At 49.0% G+C, this 26,982-nt stretch carries 26 protein-coding genes; 12 read left to right on the top strand and 14 right to left on the bottom strand.

All coding sequences use genetic code 11. The features are described from left to right. The first annotated feature begins 24 nt into the window (after positions 1–24). A complete protein-coding gene (locus tag AYR61_RS06155; protein ID WP_054710661.1) occupies positions 25–522 on the top strand; it encodes a MarR family winged helix-turn-helix transcriptional regulator in 498 nt (165 codons plus the stop codon). Between the two features lie 197 nt (positions 523–719). Here AYR61_RS06155 and htpX read toward each other — a convergent pair whose 3' ends face one another. The 3 genes from htpX to AYR61_RS06140 all read right to left on the bottom strand — a co-directional run bounded on the left by htpX (position 720) and on the right by AYR61_RS06140 (position 3,757). Beyond that, positions 720–1,625: a zinc metalloprotease HtpX gene (gene htpX / locus AYR61_RS06150; RefSeq protein WP_056987086.1), complete on the bottom strand. Its 906-nt coding sequence runs from the start codon at positions 1,623–1,625 to the stop codon at positions 720–722. 191 nt (positions 1,626–1,816) lie between these two features. Further along, positions 1,817–2,380: a LemA family protein gene (locus AYR61_RS06145; protein WP_054710659.1), complete on the bottom strand. Its 564-nt coding sequence runs from the start codon at positions 2,378–2,380 to the stop codon at positions 1,817–1,819. 207 nt (positions 2,381–2,587) lie between these two features. Next, on the bottom strand, positions 2,588–3,757 hold the full coding sequence (locus AYR61_RS06140) for an aminotransferase class I/II-fold pyridoxal phosphate-dependent enzyme (RefSeq protein ID WP_065902155.1): 1,170 nt from the start codon (positions 3,755–3,757) through the stop codon (positions 2,588–2,590). 214 nt (positions 3,758–3,971) lie between these two features. Between AYR61_RS06140 and AYR61_RS06135 the strand changes: the two genes are divergently transcribed. From AYR61_RS06135 to AYR61_RS06125, 3 genes are all read left to right on the top strand, one after another. Then, entirely contained in the window at positions 3,972–4,196 is a 225-nt protein-coding gene (locus AYR61_RS06135) for a DUF2829 domain-containing protein (protein WP_054710656.1), read from the top strand. Further along, entirely contained in the window at positions 4,196–4,951 is a 756-nt protein-coding gene (locus AYR61_RS06130; protein WP_056987085.1) for a 3-oxoacyl-ACP reductase, read from the top strand. The genes AYR61_RS06135 and AYR61_RS06130 overlap by 1 nt, the downstream gene beginning before the upstream one ends. Before the next feature lie 458 nt (positions 4,952–5,409). Further along, positions 5,410–5,913, top strand: coding sequence for a QueT transporter family protein (locus tag AYR61_RS06125; protein ID WP_156319320.1), 504 nt, complete (start codon positions 5,410–5,412; stop codon positions 5,911–5,913). A gap of 328 nt (positions 5,914–6,241) precedes the next feature. On the opposite strand, the gene AYR61_RS06120 is transcribed toward AYR61_RS06125, so the two are convergent. Beyond that, on the bottom strand, positions 6,242–6,937 hold the full coding sequence (locus AYR61_RS06120) for a GTP pyrophosphokinase (protein WP_065902153.1): 696 nt from the start codon (positions 6,935–6,937) through the stop codon (positions 6,242–6,244). A gap of 164 nt (positions 6,938–7,101) precedes the next feature. Here AYR61_RS06120 and AYR61_RS06115 point away from each other — a divergent pair, with 164 nt between their 5' ends. Continuing rightward, on the top strand, positions 7,102–8,214 hold the full coding sequence (locus AYR61_RS06115; protein ID WP_056987084.1) for a YdcF family protein: 1,113 nt from the start codon (positions 7,102–7,104) through the stop codon (positions 8,212–8,214). Positions 8,215–8,256: 42 nt separating this feature from the next. On the opposite strand, the gene AYR61_RS06110 is transcribed toward AYR61_RS06115, so the two are convergent. Beyond that, entirely contained in the window at positions 8,257–9,870 is a 1,614-nt protein-coding gene (locus tag AYR61_RS06110) for an FAD-dependent oxidoreductase (RefSeq protein WP_065902152.1), read from the bottom strand. Between the two features lie 1,143 nt (positions 9,871–11,013). Here AYR61_RS06110 and AYR61_RS06105 point away from each other — a divergent pair. The 4 genes from AYR61_RS06105 (at position 11,014) to AYR61_RS06090 (ending at position 14,560) form a co-directional block, all read left to right on the top strand. Continuing rightward, positions 11,014–11,994 (top strand): aldo/keto reductase, encoded by a 981-nt coding sequence (locus AYR61_RS06105; RefSeq protein ID WP_054710647.1) that lies wholly within the window; start codon positions 11,014–11,016, stop codon positions 11,992–11,994. Positions 11,995–12,138: 144 nt separating this feature from the next. After that, positions 12,139–12,891, top strand: a complete 753-nt coding sequence (locus AYR61_RS06100) for a threonine/serine exporter family protein (RefSeq protein ID WP_065902150.1) — start codon at positions 12,139–12,141, stop codon at positions 12,889–12,891. Positions 12,892–12,906: 15 nt separating this feature from the next. Then, positions 12,907–13,359, top strand: a complete 453-nt coding sequence (locus AYR61_RS06095; protein ID WP_065902148.1) for a threonine/serine exporter family protein — start codon at positions 12,907–12,909, stop codon at positions 13,357–13,359. 13 nt (positions 13,360–13,372) lie between these two features. Next, a complete protein-coding gene (locus AYR61_RS06090) occupies positions 13,373–14,560 on the top strand; it encodes an amidohydrolase (protein ID WP_065902146.1) in 1,188 nt (395 codons plus the stop codon). Positions 14,561–14,849: 289 nt separating this feature from the next. Here the strand turns inward: AYR61_RS06090 and AYR61_RS06085 are convergent, their stop codons facing one another. From AYR61_RS06085 to AYR61_RS06050, 8 genes are all read right to left on the bottom strand, one after another. Next, positions 14,850–15,239 (bottom strand): hypothetical protein, encoded by a 390-nt coding sequence (locus AYR61_RS06085; RefSeq protein WP_056987081.1) that lies wholly within the window; start codon positions 15,237–15,239, stop codon positions 14,850–14,852. Beyond that, positions 15,232–15,552 (bottom strand): hypothetical protein, encoded by a 321-nt coding sequence (locus tag AYR61_RS06080; protein ID WP_056987080.1) that lies wholly within the window; start codon positions 15,550–15,552, stop codon positions 15,232–15,234. Before AYR61_RS06080 ends, AYR61_RS06085 begins: the two co-directional genes overlap by 8 nt. Then, the gene (locus AYR61_RS06075; protein WP_065902144.1) at positions 15,545–16,852 is read right to left on the bottom strand and encodes a Y-family DNA polymerase; all 1,308 of its coding nucleotides are present in this window, start codon (positions 16,850–16,852) and stop codon (positions 15,545–15,547) included. Before AYR61_RS06075 ends, AYR61_RS06080 begins: the two co-directional genes overlap by 8 nt. A gap of 204 nt (positions 16,853–17,056) precedes the next feature. Further along, positions 17,057–17,677 (bottom strand): hypothetical protein, encoded by a 621-nt coding sequence (locus AYR61_RS06070; RefSeq protein WP_054712428.1) that lies wholly within the window; start codon positions 17,675–17,677, stop codon positions 17,057–17,059. A gap of 108 nt (positions 17,678–17,785) precedes the next feature. Then, positions 17,786–18,715 carry a homocysteine S-methyltransferase gene (gene mmuM, locus AYR61_RS06065; protein WP_054712425.1) on the bottom strand — a complete coding sequence of 310 codons (930 nt, stop codon included), beginning with the start codon at positions 18,713–18,715 and terminating at the stop codon, positions 17,786–17,788. A gap of 323 nt (positions 18,716–19,038) precedes the next feature. Then, a complete protein-coding gene (epsC, locus tag AYR61_RS06060; RefSeq protein WP_054712422.1) occupies positions 19,039–19,605 on the bottom strand; it encodes a serine O-acetyltransferase EpsC in 567 nt (188 codons plus the stop codon). Further along, positions 19,577–20,755 (bottom strand): trans-sulfuration enzyme family protein, encoded by a 1,179-nt coding sequence (locus tag AYR61_RS06055; RefSeq protein ID WP_065902142.1) that lies wholly within the window; start codon positions 20,753–20,755, stop codon positions 19,577–19,579. Before AYR61_RS06055 ends, epsC begins: the two co-directional genes overlap by 29 nt. A gap of 25 nt (positions 20,756–20,780) precedes the next feature. Beyond that, on the bottom strand, positions 20,781–21,701 hold the full coding sequence (locus AYR61_RS06050) for a PLP-dependent cysteine synthase family protein (RefSeq protein ID WP_065902140.1): 921 nt from the start codon (positions 21,699–21,701) through the stop codon (positions 20,781–20,783). Positions 21,702–22,475: 774 nt separating this feature from the next. Between AYR61_RS06050 and AYR61_RS06045 the strand changes: the two genes are divergently transcribed. Further along, the gene (locus AYR61_RS06045; RefSeq protein WP_065903832.1) at positions 22,476–23,054 is read left to right on the top strand and encodes a hypothetical protein; all 579 of its coding nucleotides are present in this window, start codon (positions 22,476–22,478) and stop codon (positions 23,052–23,054) included. A gap of 313 nt (positions 23,055–23,367) precedes the next feature. Beyond that, on the top strand, positions 23,368–24,207 hold the full coding sequence (locus AYR61_RS06040) for an aldo/keto reductase (protein ID WP_054712414.1): 840 nt from the start codon (positions 23,368–23,370) through the stop codon (positions 24,205–24,207). Between the two features lie 723 nt (positions 24,208–24,930). Here the strand turns inward: AYR61_RS06040 and AYR61_RS06035 are convergent. Then, a complete protein-coding gene (locus AYR61_RS06035) occupies positions 24,931–25,536 on the bottom strand; it encodes an FMN-dependent NADH-azoreductase (RefSeq protein WP_054711894.1) in 606 nt (201 codons plus the stop codon). 53 nt (positions 25,537–25,589) lie between these two features. On the opposite strand from AYR61_RS06035, the gene AYR61_RS06030 reads away from it, so the two are divergent. After that, positions 25,590–26,942, top strand: coding sequence for an aminotransferase-like domain-containing protein (locus AYR61_RS06030; RefSeq protein ID WP_056987028.1), 1,353 nt, complete (start codon positions 25,590–25,592; stop codon positions 26,940–26,942). The last annotated feature ends 40 nt before the right edge of the window (positions 26,943–26,982 follow it).

Raw genomic sequence — 26,982 nt, 5'->3', positions numbered from 1 at the left:
TAATATATTTTAAGGAGTTTTAATATGGCAACTAATCAAGACACGCTCAATCAGCTTCGTGAAGCCATTGATAGCGTTTATCAGCAACGTGATCTTTTTCAAAATTCATTGACAGACGACGTTATTTCAAGTCAGCAACTCAGCGAGTCGCAACTTGATAAGATCACAAAAATGAAATTAAACCACTCAAAAGTCGAGATTTTAAGTCTCGTCAACGATGCTGGCGAACTGTCTAATAAGGCGTTAACTGCACAAGTTTCTTTTTCTCAAGGCATGGTTTCCCGGTACGTTAAGCAACTTATTAAGGCTGACCTTTTAGTTAAAGTGGCACTGCCAGATAACAATAAGGCTTATGATTTGCGGGTGACTGATGCCGGTCGAGTGCTTGCCAAACAGCACGATGCCATGCACATTAAAATGGATACAGCTTATAGCGCTGCGCTGTCACAGTTTTCGGAGAAAAGGATTGCTAAGACGATTGAGGTTTTGCAGGCTTTGGCTGAGACGCATTTGGAGCGGTGATGGTCTATAGATGACAAAAAAGACTGGGAATTTTCTTCTCGGTCTTTTTTTTGGAACTGGTTTTCTAGTTTATATTGCCGAAACGCGTTCCGGGAGGCAAGGGGCTACTGTGTAAATCACTCTGACAAAAATCCCAAGTTCGGGGATTTCTGTCAGAGTGACTTACACTCCGCCCCTTAACCGCCTCCCTCCACGCTCTACATCTTTTCCAACCTCTCAATCCTCTCCTCCATCGGCGGATGAGTATCAAAGAGGTGCGTCATCGAGCGCTTCTTTTTAAACGGATCTGAAATATACATGGCCGCACTACTTGGGTCGGCCTTTTTCATTGGCTTGCTATCTGAAATCTTTTCCAACGCTGAGATCAGGCCCTGCGGATTTCTGGTCAGTTCGACACTTCCCGCATCCGCGAGGTACTCCCGATTTCGCGACAGCGCCATCTGCGCAATGGTTGCCGCTACTGGTCCGAGAATCAGTAACAAAATGGAAATGACCATCATGATCAATTGCACATAACCGTTGCCTTCACTATCCTTACCGCCACGCCGTCGATCGCCGCCACCCCACCAGAACCAGTGGGAGGCAAAGTTCACGAGCAGCCCGATAGCAGCTGATAGTGCCAGTGCAATGGTCTGCAGACGAATATCATAGTTGCGCACGTGGGTCATTTCATGGCCCATCACCCCTTCAAGTTCTTCCCGATTCAATCGGTCAAGAATCCCTGAAGTGGCCGCAACAGCCGCGTGCTTCGGATCATTTCCGGTCGCAAACGCGTTGGGACTTGGATCATCAATGATAAAAACCCGGGGCATCGGCACTCGGGCAACCAAGGCCATGTCTTCAACCACGTGCCAGAGTTCAGGTGCATCTTCCGCACGCTTGATTTCTCGTGCATGGTTCATGGACATCACCACGCTGGTCGAATTGCCGATCATGATGGCGCAATACACCGCGGCAACCACGACGGCAATCACCATCCCGATCACACCGTTGTTGTAAAAGACGTACCCTAGGGCATAGCCGATAGCAATCAGTAACAGCACAAAGCCAATGAGAACGTAAATCGTGCGCCGTTTGTTCCGCGCAATTTGTTCGAATAGCATGGCTGGTTCTCCCTTTTTTCTTTTGGTGGTTTATTTGTAGGTTTGAAGCTGCTTGTTCTAGGCCTCATAGCTGAAACGTGTTCCACAAGGCACGGGGCTAACGTGTAACGGACTCTGACCAAAAAGTCAGGCCCGGACTTTTCGGTCAGAGTCCGTTACACGTTAGCCCCTAAACCGCCTTGTTCCACACTCTATTTGTCAAACGAAACCTTCGGCGCTTCCTTCTCTTCTTCTGGAACCTGCAGGTATTCTGAAATTGTAAAGTGGTGGATGCCTGCCACAATGTTGCTTGGGAAGGATTGGATCTTCAAGTTGAAGCTGGCCACGCTTGAGTTATACAGTTGCCGTGAATAAGCAATCTTATTTTCCGTGTTGGTCAGTTCTTCCATCAACTTGGTATATTCATCGTTTGCTTTCAAGTCTGGATAGGCTTCAGCAACCGCGAAAATACTCTTCAATGAACTGGACAGTTGGTCAGAAACGTCCATCATTTTTTGGTGGTCGTCCGCTGGCATGTTGATCAATTGATTCCGCAGACCAACAACCTTTTCCAGGGTGCTTTGTTCGTAATGACTGTACCCCTTTACCGTTTCGATCAGGTTTGGAATCAAGTCATTCCGTCGTTTCAATTGAACATCGATCTGGCTCCATGATTCTTGAACGTAAGTCCGGCCCTTGATCAAGCCGTTATAGGCTGACACGTATAAAATAGCCAGCAGTACAATGACAACAATTGCAATTATCCATGCGATCATTTCGTATTCCCCCACTTAATTTGGATTTGATACTTCTATTTTAACAGGTATTGCAGGCGTTTTCGGTTAAGAATCCGTTATTATTTGGAATTTTTACAAATTAGCCACTAATTGCCGGCTAATGACGGAAACTTTTTCCCTATACCCTATAACTACGCAAAAAAAGACCATTGTTTTAAATGAAATGGTCTTTTTTACTCATTTTTGTTAAGCATTCACCTTAGCCTGCAGCAGTTGACGCATCCCATCAACGGCAGCCTTGATATTATCCATGCTTGATGCGTAACTGATTCGAATGTACCGGTCATCGCCAAATGGTTTACCAGGCATGACGCCAACGTGATAGGTAGCGGCCAACTCATCCGCAAATTCAACGCTCGTCTGCTGGCACACAGCTGGAATCTTCGCAAAGATGTAGAAGGCCCCGCCAGGTTTCACCATATCAAAGCCCAATTTGGTCAATTCATCAGCCAAATAGGTGCAGCGTTTTTCATAAATAACCCGCATCTTTTCGGCATCATCTTGCCCGTGCGTCAGCGCCTCAACCGACGCGTACTGCACGATTGAAGTTGGTGTCGTGACTTGGAACTGGTGTGCCTTGGCAATTTCATCGATCACCCCAGTCGGACCAAACACAAACCCGATTCGCCAGCCAGTCATCGCGTGTGATTTCGATAAGCCGTTCACGATAATGGTCTGATCCGGTAACCATTTTGACAAACTATAATGCTTTGCACCGCCATACAGCAGTTCGCCATAAATCTCATCACTAATGATCCAAATCTGATTGTCGCGGAAAACGTCAACCAGCGCGTGCAGTTGTTCTTCGGTGTAAATCACACCGGTCGGGTTGCAAGGGTCCGTGATGACCACGCCTTTGATTGTCGTCTCAGGATTGGCATCGATAGCCTCTTGCACTTCCTCCGGCGTCAACACAAAGTCTGAACTGCTGGTATCGACCAAGATCGGTTTTAAATGATTGACGCCAGCTAAGGCTTTATAAACGGGATAAGCTGGGGCGGGAATGATCACGCCTTCCCCAGGTTTAAACAACGTCTTGAAAGTCGCCGCTAAACCCTCGGTCGCGCCAACTGAACACACAATTTGGTCAGCGGTGTAGTTGTAGCCAAACTTCTCGCGATAGTAGGTCGAGGCTGCGTCACGCAATTCCTGAATGCCCCAATAGTAAGGGTAATGGGATCTATCGTCGGTGATCGCCTTAATTGCCGCCTGCTTAATATGTTCCGACACGTTAAAATCAGGTTCGCCTAACGTGAGTTTAACAATGTTTGGGTCCTGACTAATCTTGTGGTCAAAGGCTCTAAGTGCTGATGGTGCGACGCTGGTAATATCTGGGTTTAGTTCGTCTATGTTCATGGAAAGGCCTCCAGTTAGTTGTGATGAAGTTCACTTAAGTTTGTTGCTTCTAGTGTAGCATAATGAGAATACTATGAGAAACCCTACTTCAAATTAACAGTTTCAAACCGACTTGTTTCCTATAGCCAACATACATGACCCATCTTAACTGCAACTAAAACAAGCCAACTGTGTTAAACTCAACTGTAAACCGAAATTTCAGGAGGAACCAAACATGACTTTCGAAGCAATTTTACCGTATCTCAAAAAGGGCGACCGGGTCGTTCGAACTGGCTGGGAAGGTACTGAACTGTACGTCCAGCTCCAACCAATGAGCACCTTTGAAGGCGACCAGTTAAACCCCTATTTCTTGATCAAGACCGAGGATGAAGCCTTCAGCATGTGGTCACCAACCGACTGTGACATTTTAGCCGAAGACTGGGAACTTGTGACTGACTAATGACCGAGGATTTCAAGAATCAAACGGTTATCGTCACCGGCGCGGCTTCTGGTATTGGTGCAGCCCAGGCGGAAAAATTCATTACTGCCGGCGCAACCGTTATCGCTGTGGATACCAACAAGGACGGCTTAAAGAAGCTTGAGGCGAAATGCAATTCTGGGTTACTGCACACGTTGGTTGGTGATGTTAGCCAACCTGAAACAAGCAGCAAAACCTTAGCGCTCGTCACCAAAATTAGCGACCATCTGGATATCGTTTGCAATACCGCGGGTGTTCTGGATGCTTACAAACCAGCGATGGACACGAGTTTTGCGGACTGGCAGCACATCTTAAACGTGGACCTCAACAGTCAGTTTCTGATGGTCAAGGCCGCGTTGCCGAAAATGCTGGCGCAACACCACGGTGTGTTCGTCAACATGGCCTCGATTGCCGGCCTAGTTGCGGGTGGCGGCGGCATCGCCTACACAGCGGCCAAGCACGCCATCATCGGTATGACCAAGCAACTGGATATCGACTATGCGGGCCAGGGCATCCGCGCCAACTGCTTAGCCCCAGGCGCAATCAATACGCCAATGAACGCCGCCGACTTTGCGGGCGACGGCCACATGGCAAAATGGGTGGCGTCAGAAACACCAGCAAAACGCTGGGCAACAGCGGAGGAAGTCGCTGATCTGACACTGTTTGTTGCGAGTTCGAAAGCCGACTATATTCATGGGGTGACGATTCCGATTGATGGTGGGTGGATTGCAAAGTAGAGTGTGGAAGAAGGCGGTTAAGGGGCAGAATGTAACGGACTTTGGCAAAAAATCCCGATCCTGGATTTTTTGCCAGAGTCCGTTACATGGCCGCTCATCGCAAATTCCACACTTTTCACCAAAGCACCCTTAGCATTTCTCTCAAAGTGCCTTGCACAGGAGTTCTGCCTTCTGAAACACGTTTGGGCTAAGAAGCCAAAACCCACGTCGCCAAGCCAACCTTGAAGAAACTAAAGCAAGAATGCTAACCCAAGTCGGCTAACGCAGCAATACAAGCACCACACATCTCACCACCTCCGCAAAAAATCCAACTTGCCAACACCCAAATTTTGTTGCACACTAGAACCCGGACAACTTTCATTTAAACGGCGTCAAATCTGACCGACGCCACTACGACACTTCATCTTTCCTTTGGTCGTAGTTATGACTAGCCCCTTGCGGCTACAAAGGAGATTAATATGAAAAATTCCACCAACACACCTATTTTGTCGACCCAAAGCGTTGCGAAAACAGCGGTCGTGGCAGCCTTATACGTTGCCATTACGCTGGTGCTTGCGCCAATTAGTTTCGGAGCTGTTCAGCTTCGATTTGCAGAAATGTTTAACTATTTGGCCCTGTATAACAAGCGCTATGTCTGGGGCGTCACGCTGGGTGTCTTTTTAGCTAATTTTGCGTCACCAACATGGGCGTTTGATGTGCCGATTGGTAGTCTCTCAACGTTGTTAGTCTTGATTCTAGTCCGATTTGTGACAGCTAAAATCAAGGACATGCGCGTGAAGTATGTCATCACAGCCATTATCGTGGCCATCTCAATGTTCACCATCGCGGGCGAACTCTACTGGGTCTCACACATTCCATTCTGGATGAGCTGGTTAACAATTGGTATCGGCGAGTTGCTGTCGATGGTCGCGGGTGGGTTTATTATTTACCCGATTAGTAAGCGGATTGATTTGGAAGACTAGAGTGTGGAGGAAGGCGGTTAAGGGGCAGAATGTAACGGGCTCTGGCAGAAAATCCCGATCCTGGATTTTTTGCCAGAGCCCGTTACATGGCCGCCCCTTGCCTTCTGGAGCACGTTTCGGCACGGCTGCCAAGAAAGCCGTAGCCTTAACCAGTCAACTGAAAAGATCAAAATACTGGGTCTGACTTTTTGGTCAGAGTTGGCTTACGCAGTGGCCCTCTGTTTGGAACACGTTTCAGCAATGAGGCATGAAAGCGCGTCGCCAAAAAAACGACGTCAAAAAGGCGCTCCTCACCAAAGAGGAGCGCCTTTCACATCCACAAAAAAGCTCAATCGCCTTCATCACTATCTTCAGCATCCGGCACATCTTCCGCCTGATGCCAAATATCGGCGCGCAACGAATCCATCTTCGTATCAAGCTTGGTAATACTCTGCGCCGTATGTGCTAAATCAGCGCGGATGGCATCTTTATTTGGAATATCCTTTTTATAGTTCAACTCATGTTCTACCGATGCCCAGAAGTTCATGGCAATCGTGCGGATCTGGATTTCAACATCAATGTTTTCGGTGCCAGAGCTAAAGTAGATCGGCACGGAAACGATAATGTGCAAACTGCGATAGCCGTTGTCCTTAGGGTGCTCGATGTAATCCTTGCGTTGCACGACCCGGACATCCGGCTGGTGGAGCAACATATCCTCCAAGGTGTACACATCGCTGATAAATCGGGTAATTACCCGGACACCCGCAATATCGTGCAACCCAGTAAAAAGGGTTTGCCGCGTTTTCGGCAGGTGTTTTCGGTCAACTTTTTCCAGAATACTATCCGGCGATTTAATACGGTGTTGGATACTATCAATTAACGCATAGTTGTTTTCTAGTTCAAATTCATGACTCAAAAACTGTAATTTATCTACCACAAAATCCATTGCGGTGCGAAAGCGAATGGAAAAGCCTTGGCGTAATCGCCGCGAATCAGAAATGGTGCGCTTATCCACAATGTCGTCGTAAAAATCTCGATTTTCCATGATTATCCTCGATTTTTTGATAATGGTAACAGCCATTATTATACGCTATTTACCCCCGTGATTTCTGAATTTCACCCGATTCTCATCCTGCCGTAACGAAAACTACCCGGAACATTAAGAGTAGGCTATAATCAAGAAGAGTAATTCTAGGGGGTATTTCGTAAATGGCTTCAAACTACATCACCACTCTCAAGGTGGGCTGGGTCTTTTGTCTCATCTGGCTCGTGATTTTTCTATTCAGTTATTTGCGTGACCGGACAAAGTTACGCAACGGCATTTGGTTTAATATTTTCTTCTATTCGTTTTGGGTCGATCTGGGCCTCACGATTCTCGCAACGAATAATGATAAACTGATTTATCCGATTGGATTACTGTTCATCTTTTTCCTGTTTTGTATCGGCGTGGCGTTTGCGCTCCAAGCGTTCTTGCTGCTATGGAACGCCGCGATCGTTTGGCGGCGAGAGAATCACTCCCCCGCAAACATGCTGACGCTATATCTTGGCATTATCATTTTGCTCATGCCGTTTGTGGAACGTCTCATTTCCGACCATCTGCCCTACTTTTGGTCAAACCTGCTGATCTCGTTTCCAGCGCTCTGCATTGCGTACGCTGTCTTTTGGTTCTACAACTATTTAACGATGCTGGTGCTGTATCAGCTTTACTGGCCCCGACTCAACAAGGATTTCATTATCGTTTTGGGTGCTGGTTTAATGAATGGCGACCAGGTCACCCCGCTGTTAGGGCAGCGGATCGACCGGGGCATTGCCTTTTATCAAAAACAGAACCAGAAGAAACACAAGCGTGCCAAAATGATTCTTTCTGGTGGTCAGGGCGGCGACGAAACGGTGCCCGAGGGTGAGGCCATGCGCAAGTATGCCGTCGCCCACGGCATCGACCCCAACGATGCCATTGCCGAATTCGAATCTAAAACAACGCTGCAAAACATGCGGTTCTCAAAAAAAATTATCGACAGCCTTAAAATCGAAAAGCCAAAAACGATTTTTGTCACCAACAATTACCACACCTTCCGGGCTGCAATGTTTGCTAAGGCCGTTGGATTAAAAGCGAGTGGTGTCGGGTCGCGGACAGCCCGGTTCTTCCTACCAAACGCTGTGATGCGCGAGTACATCGCAGTGGTCAATCGCCAACGCAAGTGGCATGCCATCATGATCGTCATTCTGTTCCTGATTGCCTTCCTGTTCAGTCTATTAGAAGCGCATCCAGGTGCGATTGCCCATCTAATGCAAGGCTTTCAAAACTTCTTGAACAATCTCTAATTAAAAATGCTTCAGGCCAATAGAGGTCTGAAGCATTTTTGGTTATTCTGCAACAATCTTAACGTTAAATCCTTTTCCAGCAAGGATCCGCGATGCATTGTAAGGCCCTAATCCCTTACGTGCCAGAATATAAACTGGCTTTTCAGCATCCAACTGATTCAGTTCGTCCCGCAGCACACTCAGCGGAATCTCGAAGTCAGCCTTGATGGATCCGCTCGCTGGTTTACCGGCCTCGCGAATATCCAAGAACTGGGCACCAGCCTTATCATCATCGCTCAATTCCGCGATTTTAATGGTGTTCAACGCTGGGTTTCGCTGATTGATTGCCACGTACCCGGCCACATTTAGCGGATCTCGGGTAGATGAATATGGCGGCGAGTATGGTAACTCCAAGTTTGGCAGATCATTGATTCCCAAGCCACCCGCAATAGCGGCCGACAACTCGCCAGATCGTTTATCAACGCCCCGCTCACCGAGGAATTCGCCACCCAGAATCTGACCCGTCGACGGGATAAAGAGCAGCTTAATATTCAACCGGTGAGCATCCGGGTAGAAGGACGCGTGGTCAAACGGCGTGACAAAGACCGTCTCATAGTCAGTGATACCAGCGGCCTGCAAGCCCATTTCGGTATACCCGACGCTGCTGGCAGTCAGGTCAAACAGCTTCGCGACGCTCACGCCAATGAACCCGGGATACGTCATGTCCGCGCCGTTGATAATATCGGCGAGGAGGTGCCCCTGCCGGTTAGCAGCACTCGATAGCACGCTTTGAATCGGCAACCCAGTAATGAGGCTGGTCGTTTCCACCACGTCACCAATCGCGTAAATGTTTGGCACGTTCGTCTTCATCTGGTCGTTCACAATAATGTGACCATCATCCGCCAGCGCAACGCCGGCCGCTTGCGCAACTTCGTTATTTGGCGTCACACCAGTCACCAGCATCAAAATATCAGTGTCGATCTCAGACCCATCAGCTAAAACGACCGTCTGCCCGCCGTCCGCCACGTTGGCCACGGTCTCATTCAGCCGCAAATTAACGTCGTGGTCGCGCAGGTGTTGGGCCACAATGTCCGTAATTTCAGTATCGTACGGGGTCATCACGCGATCAGCCTGGTCGACCAACGTGATCTGCATCTCGAGCCGCTGAAAGCTTTCGGCAATTTCAATGCCGGCAGCCCCGGCGCCCACAATCGTAGCCTTCTTGGGCTGGTTGGCATCGATGAACGCCTTGATATGATCAGCATCCGTCACGTTCCGCAGCGTAAAGACGTTCTTAGCCTCAGCCAAGCCCTTGATCGGCGGCAATACTGGTCTAGCGCCAGTTGATAACACCAGTCGATCGTAGGTTTCAGTGTAGGCCTCACCCGTTTCCAGCTTCGACACCGTCAGCGTCTGCGCATCCGGATCAATGGCAGTCACTTCTTCGTGAATCCGCACATCAATGTTATTTTTCTGTCTTAAAATCTCCGGTGTCCGCTCGATCAGCACATCTCGACTCGGCAACACGCCACCTAAGTAGTACGGTAACGCACAACTGGCGTAGGAAATATGGTCGCCACGTTCAAACATCACAATGTCCATGTCTTCATTCAACCGGCGTAACCGCGTCGCAAACGACGGTCCGCCCGCAACACCGCCAATGACAACAACCTTCATAATAGTGCCTCCTTCTTTTGTGTAAGCGCTTTTAATCGTGTCTAAAGCATACCGATTTGAGCGGGGGTTAGCAAGTAAGTGGCTTAGAGCGTGGAAAGAGGCGTTTAGAGGGCGGAGCGTAAGCTGACTCTGGCAGAAATTCCTGGTCTTGGAATTTGTGTCAGAGTCGGCTTACGCTCCGCCCTCTGCCTCCTGAAACGCGTTTCGACTCGAGGGCCGTTTTGCAGAGAATCAGCCCTCAACAGCGATGATGCTATTAGCTGTGATGCTTATTATAGACGATTAAGGGTCTTTCCATTGTTAAGTGATTCAAAGTAGCGCTTTAATGTCGCTTCGTTCCACCGTTCGGCCCTGCAGGCTGAGGTGGGGTCGCTTCGGGGAGCTAGTGAATGTCTTGGCAGAAATTCAAGGATCTCCTACGTTTCCCGTGGTCGTAACCGGCTAAAGGACAGCCGGTTACGACCACCGACGCCACAGCCTGCAATGCCGAACGGTTCCACTACGCTAAAATTCTGGAGTAGTCGTCAAAGTTAATAAGTCTTCAAAAGTGGCATCACAAAACCTCTATATTAATCGTTACTAGTGACTAATACGTCATGAGAAGCATTGCTATCAATAGCCTTATAAGCAGTCGAGGGCGGATTCTCTGCGAACTAGTTTTAACGCAATTGTGATGCTTAACTCGTGAAAAAAACGGGCTCAACATAAGTGGAATGGAGCAATTTGGCACGGAGCTGTGGTGTCGAAGATGCCAGAGTGTGTAGCAAGCCGGTTAGAATGCGGAGTGTAAGGGACTATTGGCTGAAATCCCGGGCTTGGATTTGAGTCAATAGTCCCTTACACAGTAGCGTTCTGGCTTGCGGAACACGTTTCCACAATGTAACAGTAAGACCAGTCACCAACTAACATGCGAGACGATGAAGATCCATTCAGATAGCGCATAGCGACAGCTGAATTAGCTTCATCGCGAGCCACCACGGCGGAGTCCCAAATTTCGAAATGCAACGAACTTCAACCACAATACTCCTCGAAGACTATAGAACTATAGAACCAAAGAAACCAGCCAGAACCATATCATCACCAGCTAATTTTTTGTATAATTGAAACTGTAAAACGCTTACAGCAATTTAAGGAGGAATTCGTATGTCACAACAAGTTAAAATTGGTAAGTCTGACGTCACCGCAACTGCTTTAGGGCTTGGTACTAACGCAGTCGGCGGGTATAACCTCTTCCCTAACCTGAAGGATGAAACGGGGTTAGACATTGTTAAAACGGGTATCGAAAGCGGCATCACGCTGTTGGATACCGCTTACGTATACGGCCTTGGCCACTCCGAAGAATTGGTCGGGAAGGCAATCAAGGACTTTAACCGCTCAAAGTTGGTCATTGCAACCAAGGGTGCGCACGACTTTTCCACCGGCGAACAAGTCATCAAAAACGACCCGAAGTTTCTGACGGAACAAGTCGATGCCAGCTTGAAGCGGCTGGGCACCGATTACATTGATATTTACTATATTCACTTTCCAGACCACGACACGCCAAAGGCTGAGGCGGTCGGTGCACTGCAACGGCTTCGTGAAGCGGGCAAGATTCGTGCCATCGGTGTCTCCAACTTTAGTCTTGACCAGATCAAAGACGCCAACGCGGACGGCTACCTTGATGTTGTTGAGGACGAATTCAGCCTCCTCCACCAGGATCATGGTGCCGACATGTTACCTTATTTTAAGGAAAACAACATCAGTTTCGTGCCTTACTTCCCGCTGGCTTCCGGCCTGTTGACGGGTAAGTACACTAAGGATGTTCACTTCCCGCAAGATGACATTCGCAGCCAAATGGACGACTTCCAGGAACCACGTTACAGCGACATTTTGGCCGCTGTCGATAAGGTTCGCCCAATCGCTGAAGCCCACGATGCCACAGTTGCCCAAACGATTCTGGCTTGGTACATCAAGAACCCACTGATCAGCGTGGTGATTCCTGGTGCTAAGAAGCCGGAACAAGTGGCTGCTAACGCTAAGGCCATGGCTGTTGCCTTAAGCGATGACGAGTTCCAGACCATCGACGCTGCTTTTAGCGGGTTCAAACACATTACTAGCGGTAAATCATTAGCCGATCCAGACTAACGCAATTACAAATAACCAAAAATGAGCACTCCTGTATCACTGGGAATGCTTATTTTTTGTGACTTTCAGGTAGTTGACGCCCTCAAGTATTCAAGCTTATACTAATTTTAATACCAATCTTATAAAACAAAAGAAGGCGCGCCTGTGGATTCTGATACAGAACGGAACATCATTGAGCTTTGCGGCCACGCTGGCAAAATTCTGCTCGAAAGCGGGGCTGAAACTGCACGGGTCGAATCCACCGTCGAGTACATTGGCCGAGCAGCGGGAATCGACATCAGCTGCCACGCCGAAATGACCGCTATTTTTGTTGATTCTAATCATAATCCGACCACCCACCTCGTCAAGGTGCGCACCTGCGACTTTAATTTGCAAAAAGTGGATGAGATCAACACCCTTTCTCGTCAGTTCACCGCTAATCAGATCACGTTTGAACAGCTTAAAACAGGCATCGAGCGAATCGACCACGCGGTTATCAACTTTAACTGGCCGGAGAAGATCCTCGGTGCCGGTCTGGTCTCTGTGGCACCGATGCTGCTGTTCCAGGCCACATGGCAGGACCTGACACTGGCGTTCTTTGTCGGTATCATCGGCTACCTCACGGCTCAGTGGGCCGGTCGCGTCGTTGTCACGCCCTACTTTAGTATGGGTATCGGCGGCCTCGTCATTGGCCTGTTAGCCGCTAGTCTGCAGGGAATCGGCATTGCCACCAGTGCGCAAAGCATCATCGTGAGTGCACTTATGCCGTTAGTGCCAGGCGTTGCCATCACCAACTCGCTGCGAGAAATTATTGGTCGCCACACCATCTCCGGTATGGTGCGTGCGGTGGACGCCACGATGACCGCCTGTGCAATTGGTGCTGGCGTGATCATCGGGAGTTTACTGGGTCATTTTTAACGGGAAGGCTGTAGCATGGAAATTCTAGTTGGGTTTATTTTCAGCTTTCTCTCCACCGTTGGCTTCGGCGTCATCACAAACGTACCGCGCCGAACACTGCTCCCTGCCGGCTTGACAGGTGCACTCGCCTGGGTCGTTTACCTGCTGGTACAGGATGCGACCAGTAACGTTATTTTGCCAAACCTGCTGGCTGCGATCACCATTGGCGTACTGGCAAACGTCGCAGCAATCGTTGTGCGCGCACCCGTTAACGTGCTGTACATCCCCTGCCTTGTCTCACTCGTGCCCGGAGCCATTATTTTTCTCAGCATGAAGGGCTTCACGTTGGGTCAGGACAACACCGCGTTGCAAAATCTGCTGAAGACGCTCACCATCGCCATGTCACTGGCGGTGGGCTTCTTGATTGCTGAAGCGTTTTTCAGCAAACTCCGGCCGGTCATTAAGCGCTGGGCCGCCAAACAAAAATGAAAGGACTGATCACATGACAGTACAAACTGACCTCATGGCTAAATTAGACGCAAACAAACAGACGATGATCGACATCCGCCGACATCTTCACCAACACCCTGAATTGTCGTTTCATGAAAAGGAAACCGCAGAATATATTAAAGCCTTCTACAAGGATCTCGATTGTAAAATTACCGACTATGGCGAAGGTTACGGGTTCGCCGTGGACATCGACAGCGGCAAGACGGGGCCTAAGCTCGCCTTACGCGCCGACTTTGACGCTCTGGCAGTTCAAGAGGACAACGACCTGCCCTTTAAATCAGTTAACCCGGGCGTCATGCATGCCTGTGGCCACGATGGCCACACCGCTTATCTGATGGTGCTTGCTAAGGCGTTGATTGAACTAAAGGATCAGCTGCACGGCAGTATCCGCATCGTTCACCAAAACGCTGAGGAAGTCTCCCCAGGTGGTGCTAAGGGCATGCTGGCAGCCGGCGTCCTCAACGGCGTGGCTAACGTGATCGGCCTGCACGTCATGAGCTCAATGCCTACCGGTTCCATAGGCTACCACCTGAATGAGACCCAGACTGGCCGGGCAAACTTCACCATCACCTTTACGGGCAAGGGTGGCCACGCGTCAATGCCGCACCTGTCAAACGACGCCATTGTTGCTGGCAGCTATTTTGTAACGGCGGTGCAGACGGTCGTTTCCCGGCGTATTGATCCCTTTGATACCGCTAGTGTGACGATTGGTTCCTTTGACGGTGCCGGCTCGTACAACGCCATCAAGGAAAGCGTCACGCTCAAGGGCGACGTTCGGGTAATGAAGGAGTCGACGCGGACAACCGTGCGCAACCAGATCGAACAAATTGCGCACGGCGTTGAAACGATGTTCGGGGTGAGCGCGGATATTGACTACGACGACAACTATCCGGTACTGGTCAATGATCCCGCTCTGACGACTCAGGTGACCGACAGCATTAAGGCTGCCAAGATTCCGGAGATCACCACTGTGTTTGACTGCGGTCCACAAGACCCTTCTGAGGATTTCGCCTACTTTGCGCAAGACACACCTAGCTGTTTCTTCTACGTCGGTTGTCAAACTGCGGACGGCGCTAACCACCCGCATCATAGTCCTGACTTTATGATGAATGAAGCCGCGCTGATCATTGCGGCGAAGGCTGCTGGGACGGCGGCGGTTGCATATTTGAGTGGTGATTAAATTAAAAACACCTGCTTATGAACTGCCGAGTTGGCTGTTCATAGACAGGTGTTTTTGTCTCAATTATTAAAGCTTCGTTTTCTAGGCATCATAGCGGAAACGCGCTCCGGAAAACAGAAAGCGGAGTGTAAGCCAACTCTGGCGAAAATGCCAGGGTCAGGCATTTCTGTGTGGTCCTCTGTCCTTGAGCCGAAACGCGCTCCGGAAAACAGAAAGCGGAGTGTAAGCCAACTCTGGCGAAAATGCCAGGTTCGGGCATTTCCGCCAGAGTTAGCTTACACTCCGCTTCCTACCGTTTTCCTCCACGCTCTATTTCTACATGCCGAATCTCCGAAATCATCATTGGTGCCTTCTCATTCATATAGATCATCTCATCCTGATACCCGGCCAATCGGCCCACAACATCGGGGTGGTACTCACCGTTTACGTCTAGATTATTGAGCTGAATACTGACCACGTTGCCGTTCGCAAACGCGTCCGCTAACAGGCTCGATATCGTTTCCATGGTCTGCTTGGGCTTTGCTGGGTAGGTCTTGGCCTCCTGCGCGGCCTGTTTCTTCAGGGCTGCCGTGTGGTCTGACAGGTAGAACCCCTGCCACTTTACAACGCCGCGGTCTTTATAGTAACGGTCAAAAAACAGTTGGACCCGCGCTGGGTCGTAGGGTGCTGGCTTATTCATCGGCTTCCTTCTTTCGTTGAATGATGCGCTGACTGACGGGCCACCGCTGCCCCGTGAAACCCACGTACTCAATGGTCAGCTGCGTGTGCTTGCGCAGGCCGGTAATAAGGCGTTCGAGGTAGCCGAGGTCGTAGTTCGAAACAGTGTGTAGCGGGACAGAGCGTAATCGTTGACCCTTTTTTTGGAAATTAAAAAAGAAATTGTACGTTTTATCGTAGACGTCGTCGGTCACCATTAGCCAATAACGCGTTTGCATTTTACGTTTAAACAGGTGGTCGATGCGTTCGGTAATCAGTTTGAGATCACTAGGCATAGGCATTACCGCCGTTATGACCACCGACAAGTGAGGCACGCTCAATCGCGGTTCCCCCTTTCAAGAGGCTGCTGGCATAGACAAGTTTCGTAAACCCAAATCGGTCACGAATCTGGTCAACGAGATGGTCGCTTTGATCACGCCTAATTTGTGGCCTTGGCGGTTCAAAAAAGGTCAGCTGCTGACTTTGCTTACTGTTCAACCGACTTGTGTACACCGCAATGTTGCGGATCGTTTGACCCTCCCACTGATATCGAAACATACTGATCAGGATCGCCACAATATCGTGATTCCGGTCGGTCGGTTCAATGCGTTTAGCCTGGTGAAACCCGCTGCGACCGTCCGCCTCACTGGCAGCATAAGAAAACCCAATCGCCAGTGAAATGCAGCTGGTCTGCTTGCGATGGTGCCGTAATCGCGATGCCACCTGCTCACCGATTTCCTTGATGACGGTCTCGATCTCCGCCTGCGTTTGGTAATCACGCGGCAACACCTGCGAGTTACCAATACTGGCCTCTTTTGGACCGCGACGCTCCCGAAGTTGCGAGTGGTCGATGCCCCAGGCTAACGCAAACAGTTGCATCCCGATCAACCCCATTTCCTGATTCAGCGCAAACGGATCATAGTGGGCAAGGTCCCACATACTATGGATGCCTAGCCGGTTCAGATGTTTTTCCGTGCGGTGGCCAATACTCCATACATCCGTCATGTTCTTGATCGGCCAAATCGTCTGATCAACCGTGTCGTACGTAATCTCACCCACTAAATCACGGTTGTGTTTCGCGTAAATGTCCAGGGCAATCTTCGCCTGGACGGGATTTTCACCAATGCCAATGGTGGTGTACAGTCCAAGTTCTTGTCGAACGGTCAACTGAATCTTTCGGGCAACTGCTTCTGGACTATCACCAAATAAGCGCCAAGAATGGGTCATGTCCAGAATCGATTCATCGATTGAATAGGGCAGCAGATCCTCATCGGCAACAAATCGGCGAAAAATATCATTAATTTGTAAATTACGTTTGATGTATAAATTCATCCGTGGCGGGACGACCATTAAGGCCGGATCTGTCGGCAGATCGTGCTGACGTGAAACATTGGCCTGCAGGTGGTAGCGTTTCTTAGCCTCCGGTGACGTGGCCAAGATCAACCCGCCATTGGTATTTTCCTGTTCACTCATCACGACTAACGGGACTTCCAGTGGATTTAACCCACGCATACTCGCTTCAACGCTGGCGTAAAAGGACTTATTGTCAATGAGAAAAAACACCCCATGTGGCTCATTGTCGTAGTTAATATCCATGATGCTCGCCTCGAACGTTTGTTTGGTTAACCCTATTATACAAACATGCGTTCGTTCTGGTCAAGTTAATTTTTTTAATGCCATGACTCAAAAATCCGGAAATAGTGACGGCACTCACTGAAATCAGTGCACTGACTCATCCTCAATAAACGATTCTTTTGACATCAAAAAAACGCCCGTCAATTCGACGAGGCGTTTTGGACGCTATTCATTAAAACTTGGTGTCTTAATTGCTAAATTTTCACTGATTGCACACAGCAGATCATCCAATTCACTGTCATTTTCAATCAATTCGCACATCATATCGATCGCATCATCGTGCACCCGTTTAAAGAACACGGGGGAGTAAGGCGTGATTGCCGTTTTCCCACTATACTTGCGCAGCAGCCACGCATTGTAGATGACCGTAAACCGGTACCCCTGCTCATAACCCATGCCCCACATATAGAACACGTCGCTGAGCAGAATGGGCAAGTGGCGCGCGTGCTGCCTGGTAACCTCAGCAACGTCTGTCTCAAGCCGACCGTGCCACTGACTATGCCGCATCGCAGTGACCTCATCAAATTTATCTTCAAAGTATTCAGCCACGCTGTCCATACCAGTAAAGTCTGGCACCCTGTTTTCTAAGGTGAGTTCATCCTGGATGGCAGCTCGGATACCATCCGAACCCCCTAATAGATAAACACAGCTTAACGGCGTTGTCCATCGACTAACTGGTTGCGTGGAGAGAAGTGCTAACTGCTGACTAACCTGTTCCTGAGCGTTACTGTGACGTCGTTGAAATACCAGTTCAAAATCTGCAACAAGGCCGTTTTCAGGGTACATCGTGACTCACTCCTTTGTCATTTAGTACCCTCATTCTACCCAGTTCGTCACCAGATTCAAGAATTGTCGATTCTGGATTTATCAAACATTATAAGGAACATTTGTTGATTATTTAACTGATGTTTTATTAACGACACGCGCTAATGAGTGAATGTCGTCAGGCGTTGTGCCGCAGCAACCGCCAATGATGCTGACACCGGCCGCTAACCACTGTGGCGCAAGGGATGCGAGCGTCGGTGTCTGATCATCCACTGACCAGGTTTGCGTCTCTGCGTCAAAGACCGCCCCGTTGTTGGGATACACAATAATTGGTTTTGTCGTCACCTGTTTGATTGTTGCCACCATGTCTAAAATATCGTCTGGCGCCAAACAATTAACACCGATAGCTTCGATCTGTGGGTGCGGTTCAAAGTAGGATACGGCTTCCCACAACGGCGTACCATCCCATAGGTTGCCCTGGTCGTCCACACTAAACGATAGCCAGGCCGTTTTATCAGGAAATTCACACTCCAGCAGTTCCGTTAACGCCTGTGTTTCAGTAAAGTTCGGTTGCGTTTCAAACGCAAATAGATCCACGCCGGCCGCTGCCAATAACTGCATCCGCTCCCGGTGAAATCGCTGATATTCCGGTATCGTTAGCGCGTAATTGCCGACTGACTTGCTTGGATCATCACTGTATTCCGCATACGGACCAACGCCGCCAGCAATCAGTAGCGGCCGTTCGCTTCCGCTGTCTGCTCGATAGGCATCCCGAGCCCGTTTTGCTAATTTAACGGTTGCTCGCACCAAGTGGCGGGCATCTGTCAAGGACATCCCTGCGTTGACTAAGGTTGGGATACTCGCTACAAAACTATCCGTTGTCGCAACACTAGCACCAGCTTCAAAGTACTGACGGTGAACCCCCTGTACTGCATTGGGAAATTTAGCCGCTGCCATCGCCGACCAGAGGGGACTCGTCGTGTCGATCCCCTGTTTGCTTAACTCGGTCGCCATGCCGCCATCAATTACCAAAGGTTGCTGATCCAACAGATTTACCATAAGCGCACCCCCGCGTTTGTTTTATGTGTTATCCATTCTTGCCCGCTATTCGCTGACAAGTGACCCTACTAACGATCAAAACAATTCTGGCTGTCCGTCACCTGCTATATTTGCCCCTATTATATCTTGAACTGGTGTTGGAAACGATTACAGTTTGATGTCATTATAAGAATTTACAATCATTTCTGGTACAAGCTCAAAAATGTACTTTGGCAGTATTAAGTGCCTTGTTTAACCAATCAAAAAGTCCGCAGCCAACAAGACTGCGAACTTTTCTTCATATATAATCGTTTCTGTCGCGCACTTCACTAACGCAACTCAAACTACCCTTCCATCCGCTGACCAACGATCATCTCGCTGTACCGGTAAGTCACCCATCCCGTGCGTTTATGGGTGACGAGTCGAGCGGGATTACCCACGGCGGTCATGTTGTCCGGCACATCCTTTAAAACGACTGCGCCGGCACCGACCTTACTGCGTCGACCCACCGAAATGGGACCGAGTATCTGGGCGTTAGCGCCAATGAATGCGCCTTGCCGAACGATTGGGTGCCGTCTGCCGTCAACCTCACTATCACGTGCGCCCAGCGTGACGCCGTGCAGAATCGTGACATCGTCTTCCACGATGGCCGTAGCACCGATCACCACGCCGGTGCCGTGGTCGATAAACACCCGTTTACCGATCTGCGCTTCCGGCGCAATGATCACGCCAGTCCGGTGCGTGCAATACCGACTGACCAGCGCTGCCAGAATGTAGCGGCCGTGCCCCGCTAGAAAATGAGCGATTCGGTGCCAGAACAACGCGTGCAGTCCCGGATAGGTCAGCAGCACTTCCCACAGGCTGTGCGCTGCGGGGTCACGCTTAAGAATGGCGCGTGCTGTCTGTAACATGGTCTTTCCCCTGTTGGACGCTGGTAAACCCGCGGTCAAGGTCAGCCAAAAGATCATTGCTGTCTTCGATGCCGACCGACAAGCGAATGAGCTCATCCTTGATACCGTTTTCCAACCGAATCTCACGTGGGATGGCCCCGTGCGTCATCAGTGCTGGAATCTCAATCAGGCTTTCCAGAGCGCCCAGACTCTCAGCTAACGTGATAACCTGCAAGTTTTCCACGAACTTCTTTGGATCTAACCCTGGTTGCAGTTCAAACGAGATCATGGCACCAAACCCGTGCATCTGCTTTTTTGCTACTTCATAATCGGGATTGTTCGGGTCGCCTGGGTAGTAGATCTTCGCAACGGATGGCTGGTCGCTGAGGTGGTCAAAGACCTTCTGGGCGTTAGCGAGGTGCGCCTGCATCCGGATGGCCAGCGTCTTCATCCCGCGTTGCAGCAACCAGGATTCCTGCGGTGCCAGGATGCTGCCGATGGCGTTTTGCAGGTACCCGATCCGTTCTGCGAGTTCTGGATCACGAACAACCACAACGCCGGCGATGACGTCAGAATGGCCGCCAAGGTACTTCGATGCGCTGTGTAAAACGATATCCACGCCCAGTTCCAACGGTCGCTGAACATATGGGGATGAGAAGGTGTTATCAATAATGCTCAGGAGTTCGTGGTTCTTCGCAATTTTTGCGACCGCGGCAATGTCCGTCACCTTCAACAACGGGTTCGTTGGGGTTTCCAGATAAATGGCCTTCGTTGCTGGGGTGATGGCAGCTTCCACCGCGTTAAGATCGCGAGTATCGACTACCGTAAAAGTCATGCCAAAGCGCTTCAGGACGCTATCGATCAGGCGGAACGTGCCACCGTACACATCGTTACCAACGATGAAGTGGTCGCCCGCCGAGAACATGGAGAAAACTGTATCAATAGCGGCTGACCCGGAAGCGAACGCAAAACCGGCAGTGCCGCCTTCAAGGTCGGCAATCAAGGCTTCCACAGCGTCCCGAGTTGGGTTGCCTGTCCGGGAGTATTCGTACTTGTTTTCACCGATTTTTTGCTGATGAAACGTTGAGGCCATGTAGATTGGAATCGACGTTGCGCCTGTTTCTGCATCTTCACTGATACCACCGTGTAATAATTTCGTTTCAAATTTCATAAGGTCATCCTCCATTTTTTGACTATTAAGCTTCTTTTTCGTAAATATGCTCGCTCATGTACCGTTCACTGCTGTCTGGGAAAACGGTCACGATGGTGCTGTTAGCTGGTAGTTCTTCGGCAACCTTCAGGCTGGCCGCCAAGGCTGCACCGCTGGAACTGCCGATAAATAATCCCTGTGTTGCCGCCATTTGGCGAACCTGTTCAAAGGCATCCGCGTCCGGAATCGTCAGCGTTTCATCAATGGTCACCTCCTGGAAAAACGGCGGAATGAATTCAACGCCGATACCCTCGGTACGATGACTGTGAGCAGGGCCGCCGTTTAAGATCGAGCCCTCTGGTTCAACGACGATGCTCTTCGTTTTGAGATTCTGCTCTTTCAGGTACTTGGCAATGCCGGCGAAGGTGCCGCCGCTGCCAGCACCCGCAACGAACGCGTCGATGCCTTGATCACCCAGATCAGCAATCAGTTCCGGCGCTAACGTGTGGTAGTACGTTGCTGGGTTCGCAGGGTTTTCAAACTGCATCGGCACGTAACTGTTTGGCGTATCAGCTGCAATCTCACGTGCTTTTTGAATGGCTTCTTTGATGCCGCCTTCGGAAGGAGTGTTGACGATGGTTGCTCCCAAAGCGCGCATCAACGTTTGTTTTTCGTAGCTGAACTTCTCTGGTACAACGAGAATCGTTGGCAAATGGTGCTGTTGTGCTGCCAAGGCAACACCAATGCCGGTATTGCCTGCCGTTGGTTCAATAATCGTTGTCTGGTCGTTGATTTTACCCTTGTCGATACCATCTTGAATCAGGTACTGTCCCAACCGGTCCTTGATGCTGCCACCGGGATTAAACATTTCCAGTTTGGCGTAAATATGACTGCCATTTGGGACGTCAATTGGGAGTTCAAGTAACGGTGTGTTGCCAATAAGTTGTGACACGCTTTGAATGATCATCGGTTTTCTTCCTTCCTGAAACTACAAAAAGGGCGCGGAATTCGAAATGAATTCTCGCGCCCTTAGTCCATGTCTAGCCTGAGCTAGCAGGACTTTTCGGATACACTACCCTCAAAAAGTCAATGCTTAACAGGCCGAACATCGCCAAAAACGCGACATCCGACAACAGTTATTTTGTACTGCACTGAACGTAAATTGAGTCATCGTGTAACCTCCTGTAATTTGATGGCTTAAATATAACTGGAATTGTTTAGAAAGTCAAACAATATTTCCTGAATGAATTTTTAAAAAACGCCTTCTTTCTATAAAGGCCTTCAGTAAAAAATTTCAAAATAATCACTCAAAAACACATTTAACCAAAAGTCAAAATGAGTTGTTTAGGTGTTTTTAAGTAAAAAATGGTCAATTTTCAGAGCCAAATTGTGATTTGTTTTTCAATTTTAGCCTAACCTTTTTAACTTATATCATCCCTCTTTTTTACTTATTGTTCATCCGTGATGTCAAGCATACCGGTGTTCGTTGACTAACGATTGAAGATACAACTAAAAATCGTGTCCAGCACTGGTACAACAACGCTCACTTGCAAACAGCCAAATTTTAATTCACTGTTTTTTCAGCATTGAAAAGGGTTTCTTTGATGTGCTAGTATTGGTTTGATAACGAAACTAACTGGAGACGACACCCATTAAAAATAATTTAAGAGATCGTTTAATTGGTCTAGTCGTGGGGCTGCTGCTAAATGCCTCCGGGAACGCTCTAGCCGTTTCAGCAAATATGGGAAGTGGTCTATGGACCGCTTCCGCCGTAAACCTGAGTCACTGGCTCGGGGTCAACATCGGGGTCATTCTCATGATCATCGGTGTGTTGAATACACTCACAAATCAAGTCCTCATTCGTCATTTGGACATTCCACGGATGGTCGGTGAAATCATCTATGCCATGTTTTTCAGTTACTTTGTTTCCTTCTTCGTGTCCTTTTTTGATGCGATGGGCGTTGGTGGTCTGAACATTTTCTGGCGTGCCCTGTTAAGTATTGGCGGCATCATCGTTTTCTGTATTGGGATTTCCCTCTATCAACGCGCAAATATCGTGATGCACCCCAATGATGACACAACAAATATTCTGCGGTTCCTGTATCTTAAAGGGAATGCAACGGCATCTCAATTGATTGATTTTATTCCACCGTTGATTGCCATCATTATTGCGTTTATTTTCACTCATGAAATCTTGTCAGTGAATATCGGGACCATCTGCTCAATCATCGGAAATGGCTTCTTCATTGCGATGTCAGACAAATTGGTATGGCCGCATTTGAAGCACAATTTCAGGACAAAACAGGCAGTAAATGGTTAACTCAACATGATCATTTTTTTAGAACACATCGGCTCATGCAGACCGATGTGTTTTTTAATTGCGTAAAAGTAAGGTTTTCAGCTGGGTTCCCCCAAAAAGAAAACCTCACAAGGGATGTAAGCGGGATGAATCACCAAAGAAAGGTTATCGACAATTCAGCCGATAACCTCAGTATAGCCAACCAATGTAAAGAAATGATGTTGTTCTTGTAAAGGTTGTGTAAATGTGAGAAGGCAACTCAAAATGGTTGCATTTTTTAGCCTTAAGCGACATGCTAAAGAGGTATTGCGTTATTTCACAGGAGGTTTTACACATGACAACACCAAACTTTGAATTAAACGATGGCAACCTATTGCCAAAAATCGGTCTGGGCACTTACCAAATTCGTGGTGGCGCCGGCCTGCACCAAATCTTATCCGCCATCCACGACGGTTATCGATCCCTCGACAGTGCAACAAACTACGATAATGAAGGCATCGTCGGCAAGGCTGTCCGGTTATCTGGTGTGCCTCGCAGCGAGTTCTTTATTACCTCAAAATTGCCTGGCAAATATCACAAATATGACGACGCATTGAACGCCATTGAAGAGTCCCTTGCCCGCATGGGATTGGACTACTTCGACCTATTTTTGATTCATTGGCCCCTGCCAAAGCGCGACCACTACGTTGAAGCATGGCGCGCAATGATCACCGCGCAAAAATTGGGTCTCATCCGGTCAATCGGGGTTTCAAACTTCGAACCAGCCCATTTGGACCGACTGATAAACGAAACGGGTGTCACGCCCGCGGTTAACCAGATTGAAGTCCACCCATACTGGATCAACGAAGCGGGTTTAAAGGCTGACCAAGAACGTGGCATCGCGACAGAAGCCTGGAGTCCACTGGGTCGCGGCAGTGCCTCGCTGAAAGAACCAGTTATCCAGGAACTCGCCAAAAAGTATGGCAAAAACACCGGCCAAATCATCCTGCGCTGGCACACCCAACGCGGTATCGTGCCGTTGCCAAAATCCAGCAGTTTGAAACACCAACGTCAAAATTTGGACATCTTTGATTTTGAATTAACACCAGATGAGATTGAAGATATTAATCGTTTAAACAAGGCTGATGGCCGTGTCGATGGCCAAGATCCTAACGAATACGAAGAGTTTGACTAATCAAAATTACAGATGAGTAACATCTGTTGACTTTCTTTTTTATTCGCAGTATTCTATTGGCAATAAATAAAGGAGGTGATGCTTTTTGACTATTGGAAATAATCTTAAGGCATCAGCTACGGAGCGTATGGCTAACTAGCTGATACCGTTTAAGAGAGACACCGCGAAATATGATCGCGGTGTTTTTTTGTAGAGTGCGAAACCAGGGGCGGTTAAGGAGTGGAGCCTAGTGGACTTTGGTCATAAATTCCTGGGCTTGGGAATTTGTGACCGAAGTCCACTAGGTGCAACTCCTTGCCCCGTGTAGCACGTTTCGGCTCGAGGACAGCAGTGCACAATCTTAATCGCACCTTTCGACTAAAGAATAAAACACCCACGAGTGCAAAAAAGGGCGCCCAGGGAGTGGAGCATAAGTTGACTCTGACAGAAATTCCTGGGCTTGGAATTTGTGTCAGAGTCGGCTTATGTGCAACTCCCTGCCCTTTTTTGCACGTTTCGGCTCGAGGACAGTAATGCACTGTGTTAATCGCACCTTTCAACAATAAAGGAAGCCATCCACGAGTGCGAAACCAGGGGCGCCCAAGGAGTGGAGCATAGTGGGACTCCTTGCCCTTCTGTAGCACGTTTCGGCTCGAGGACAGAAGTGCACAATCTTAAATCGCACTTATCCCAAGAAAAGCCACCTAAACAAGGACTATAATCCCAAGTTCAGGTGGTTTTAATCTACCCTAAAACATCCGCCAAATACCCCGACAACTCCCGCTTAGTCCCCTCAACAATGGCCGCTTTATCATTCCCAACTAAATCCAATCCCTCAGCCCGAATCAACGTCATCTGAGAGATTCCCATAAAGTTCAAAATGGTCCGCACATAGTGTGGCGCAATATCCGCATTGATATACCGGATGTCATGCTCGTAATCACTACCGCTTGACTGAATATAGGCCACATGTTGCTTGCCATCTAACAGCCCTACCGAACCATCGGCCGTATACTTAAAGGTCTTGTTTGCAATCAAAATGTTATCGATATAGTCCTTCAACTTTGTCACCACATTAAAATTATGCAGCGGCATCATGATGAGGACGACATCCGCAGCCTTCCACTGCTCAATCAGTTCATTTTGTCTGTCTTCAACCGTGTCGGGGTGCATCAAACTTGTTTCAGTAATTTGTGGCAAAACGGTTGCCGGATCGTACAAGGTTAGCTGGTCGACATCGGCAGTCGGTGCCAGTCGTTTAATTTCCGCGACAGCGTGCGCATTTAACTGGTTAATGGTCCGAGCAGTGTTACGATAATCTGGATGTGCGTTGATCAATAAAATTTTCATTGTGTTTTCCTTTCTTGGTACAATAGTGTCAAAACAGAGTTGGAAGTGATGCTATGTTACTCATTGATCGCAATGGCGGCGAGAAAATTTATTTGCAGTTATACCGGCAAATTCGCGCCGAGATCGAAACTAGCGTGCGACAACCGGGGCAAGCAATGCCCAGTACGCGATACTTATCACAGGAACTGGCTGTTAGCCGAAACACTGTGGATCACGCCTACCAGGATCTGGTAGCTGAAGGCTATCTGGTGAGCAGACCTGGCGCCGGTTACCACGTCACCCACCACTTACCATTTGTTGTTGAAGAAAAGCCGGCAACGCAGCGTTCGGTACATCGCGGCGCGTTTCAATACGATTTCACAGAAAACTTTGACTATTTACGGTTGTTTCCAAAACAGGCCTGGTTATCGGCGGAGGAACGGGTCATGAGCCATGGAATCGAGCATATCCAACCGGTGAACGGCGATCTGGAATACCGCCAGCAGCTGGTGACCTACCTGAACCGGTTAAAAAATATTGATGTGACGCCGGAACAGATCGTGATCACGAGCGGCTTTAATGAAGCCGCCAGCATCATTGCAAGACTCATGCCTGAATGGCGGAAAACGACGTTGGCGGTGGCCGAACCTGTGGCGCCAAACGCCCGGGATGTGTGGACGTCGCTCAATATCCCGACGATGCCATTCCGTGACTGGCAACGTTTGCCAAAGACAGCAGCGTACCTGTTGGCACCCACGCACAACTTCCCATCAGGCGAAGGTCTCAGCATGGCACAGCGTCAGGAATTAGCTCATAAACTGCTTGCAGATGATTGCTACCTGATCGAACTCGATACGGATGGCTCACTCTCCTATTCCGGTCAAGCTGCTCCCGCAATTTTCCATGAAATGGGTGGTCAGAATTGTTTTTACTACACCAACTACGATGAAACACTGGGATCGTCGCTTTGCTTGGGCGTCCTTGTGTTACCAGAAGCTCTGGTAGCCTCATTTCAAACGACATATCGCCATTTACCCAACCGTAATTCACAATGGCAACAACAGATTCTGTCTCAACTCATTGCAAACGATGATCTGGAACGGTTCATCCGTCAGTTAACCATCGTGTACAATAATCGTCGTCAACTCATCAATAGTCTGGTTGCTGAAACCTTCGGCGACAAGCTCACACCCATGGGCGCGGCAGCAGGTAGTTTCGCAGTCTTTCATGTCAACAGTGATGCTACTGTTGATCATTTAATTGATGTTGCAGGTCAAGCAGGCGTCGGGTTGGTAAACCCAGACCGCTGCTGGCGCAACCGCAAGCCGGCATATAAAAGTATCGTATTCAGTTTTCGTCAAACAGACGACGACCACATCATCGCCGGTATCAAGGTGCTTGCCCAGGCCTGGTCCGCAATACTTTGATAACAAATTCAGTATACGACATGGCTGGTATTTCCCAAGG

The sequence above is a fragment of the Secundilactobacillus paracollinoides genome (genome assembly GCF_001702155.1).
Taxonomy (GTDB): Bacteria; Bacillota; Bacilli; order Lactobacillales; family Lactobacillaceae; genus Secundilactobacillus; species Secundilactobacillus paracollinoides.
Note: the sequence above shows the minus strand (reverse complement) of the source record. Positions and strands in the feature narration are given on the sequence as shown.

Excerpts from the sequence above, each read along its gene's own strand:
- AYR61_RS06110 (WP_065902152.1), bottom strand. The coding sequence starts at position 9,870 with ATGAAGGTTGTTGTCATTGGCGGTGTTGCGGGCGGACCGTCGTTTGCG.
- epsC (WP_054712422.1), bottom strand. The coding sequence starts at position 19,605 with ATGTTACAGACAGCACGCGCCATTCTTAAGCGTGACCCCGCAGCGCAC.
- AYR61_RS06045 (WP_065903832.1), top strand. The coding sequence starts at position 22,476 with ATGGGAAGTGGTCTATGGACCGCTTCCGCCGTAAACCTGAGTCACTGG.
- AYR61_RS06080 (WP_056987080.1), bottom strand. The coding sequence starts at position 15,552 with ATGCCTAGTGATCTCAAACTGATTACCGAACGCATCGACCACCTGTTT.
- AYR61_RS06140 (WP_065902155.1), bottom strand. The coding sequence starts at position 3,757 with ATGAACATAGACGAACTAAACCCAGATATTACCAGCGTCGCACCATCA.
- AYR61_RS06055 (WP_065902142.1), bottom strand. The coding sequence starts at position 20,755 with ATGAAATTTGAAACGAAATTATTACACGGTGGTATCAGTGAAGATGCA.
- mmuM (WP_054712425.1), bottom strand. The coding sequence starts at position 18,715 with ATGGTAAATCTGTTGGATCAGCAACCTTTGGTAATTGATGGCGGCATG.
- AYR61_RS06095 (WP_065902148.1), top strand. The coding sequence starts at position 12,907 with ATGGAAATTCTAGTTGGGTTTATTTTCAGCTTTCTCTCCACCGTTGGC.
- AYR61_RS06130 (WP_056987085.1), top strand. The coding sequence starts at position 4,196 with ATGACCGAGGATTTCAAGAATCAAACGGTTATCGTCACCGGCGCGGCT.
- AYR61_RS06075 (WP_065902144.1), bottom strand. The coding sequence starts at position 16,852 with ATGGATATTAACTACGACAATGAGCCACATGGGGTGTTTTTTCTCATT.
- AYR61_RS06035 (WP_054711894.1), bottom strand. The coding sequence starts at position 25,536 with ATGAAAATTTTATTGATCAACGCACATCCAGATTATCGTAACACTGCT.
- AYR61_RS06070 (WP_054712428.1), bottom strand. The coding sequence starts at position 17,677 with ATGTACCCTGAAAACGGCCTTGTTGCAGATTTTGAACTGGTATTTCAA.
- AYR61_RS06090 (WP_065902146.1), top strand. The coding sequence starts at position 13,373 with ATGACAGTACAAACTGACCTCATGGCTAAATTAGACGCAAACAAACAG.
- AYR61_RS06145 (WP_054710659.1), bottom strand. The coding sequence starts at position 2,380 with ATGATCGCATGGATAATTGCAATTGTTGTCATTGTACTGCTGGCTATT.
- AYR61_RS06155 (WP_054710661.1), top strand. The coding sequence starts at position 25 with ATGGCAACTAATCAAGACACGCTCAATCAGCTTCGTGAAGCCATTGAT.
- AYR61_RS06115 (WP_056987084.1), top strand. The coding sequence starts at position 7,102 with ATGGCTTCAAACTACATCACCACTCTCAAGGTGGGCTGGGTCTTTTGT.
- AYR61_RS06105 (WP_054710647.1), top strand. The coding sequence starts at position 11,014 with ATGTCACAACAAGTTAAAATTGGTAAGTCTGACGTCACCGCAACTGCT.
- AYR61_RS06040 (WP_054712414.1), top strand. The coding sequence starts at position 23,368 with ATGACAACACCAAACTTTGAATTAAACGATGGCAACCTATTGCCAAAA.
- AYR61_RS06030 (WP_056987028.1), top strand. The coding sequence starts at position 25,590 with ATGTTACTCATTGATCGCAATGGCGGCGAGAAAATTTATTTGCAGTTA.
- AYR61_RS06135 (WP_054710656.1), top strand. The coding sequence starts at position 3,972 with ATGACTTTCGAAGCAATTTTACCGTATCTCAAAAAGGGCGACCGGGTC.
- AYR61_RS06125 (WP_156319320.1), top strand. The coding sequence starts at position 5,410 with ATGAAAAATTCCACCAACACACCTATTTTGTCGACCCAAAGCGTTGCG.
- AYR61_RS06120 (WP_065902153.1), bottom strand. The coding sequence starts at position 6,937 with ATGGAAAATCGAGATTTTTACGACGACATTGTGGATAAGCGCACCATT.
- htpX (WP_056987086.1), bottom strand. The coding sequence starts at position 1,625 with ATGCTATTCGAACAAATTGCGCGGAACAAACGGCGCACGATTTACGTT.
- AYR61_RS06085 (WP_056987081.1), bottom strand. The coding sequence starts at position 15,239 with ATGAATAAGCCAGCACCCTACGACCCAGCGCGGGTCCAACTGTTTTTT.
- AYR61_RS06050 (WP_065902140.1), bottom strand. The coding sequence starts at position 21,701 with ATGATCATTCAAAGCGTGTCACAACTTATTGGCAACACACCGTTACTT.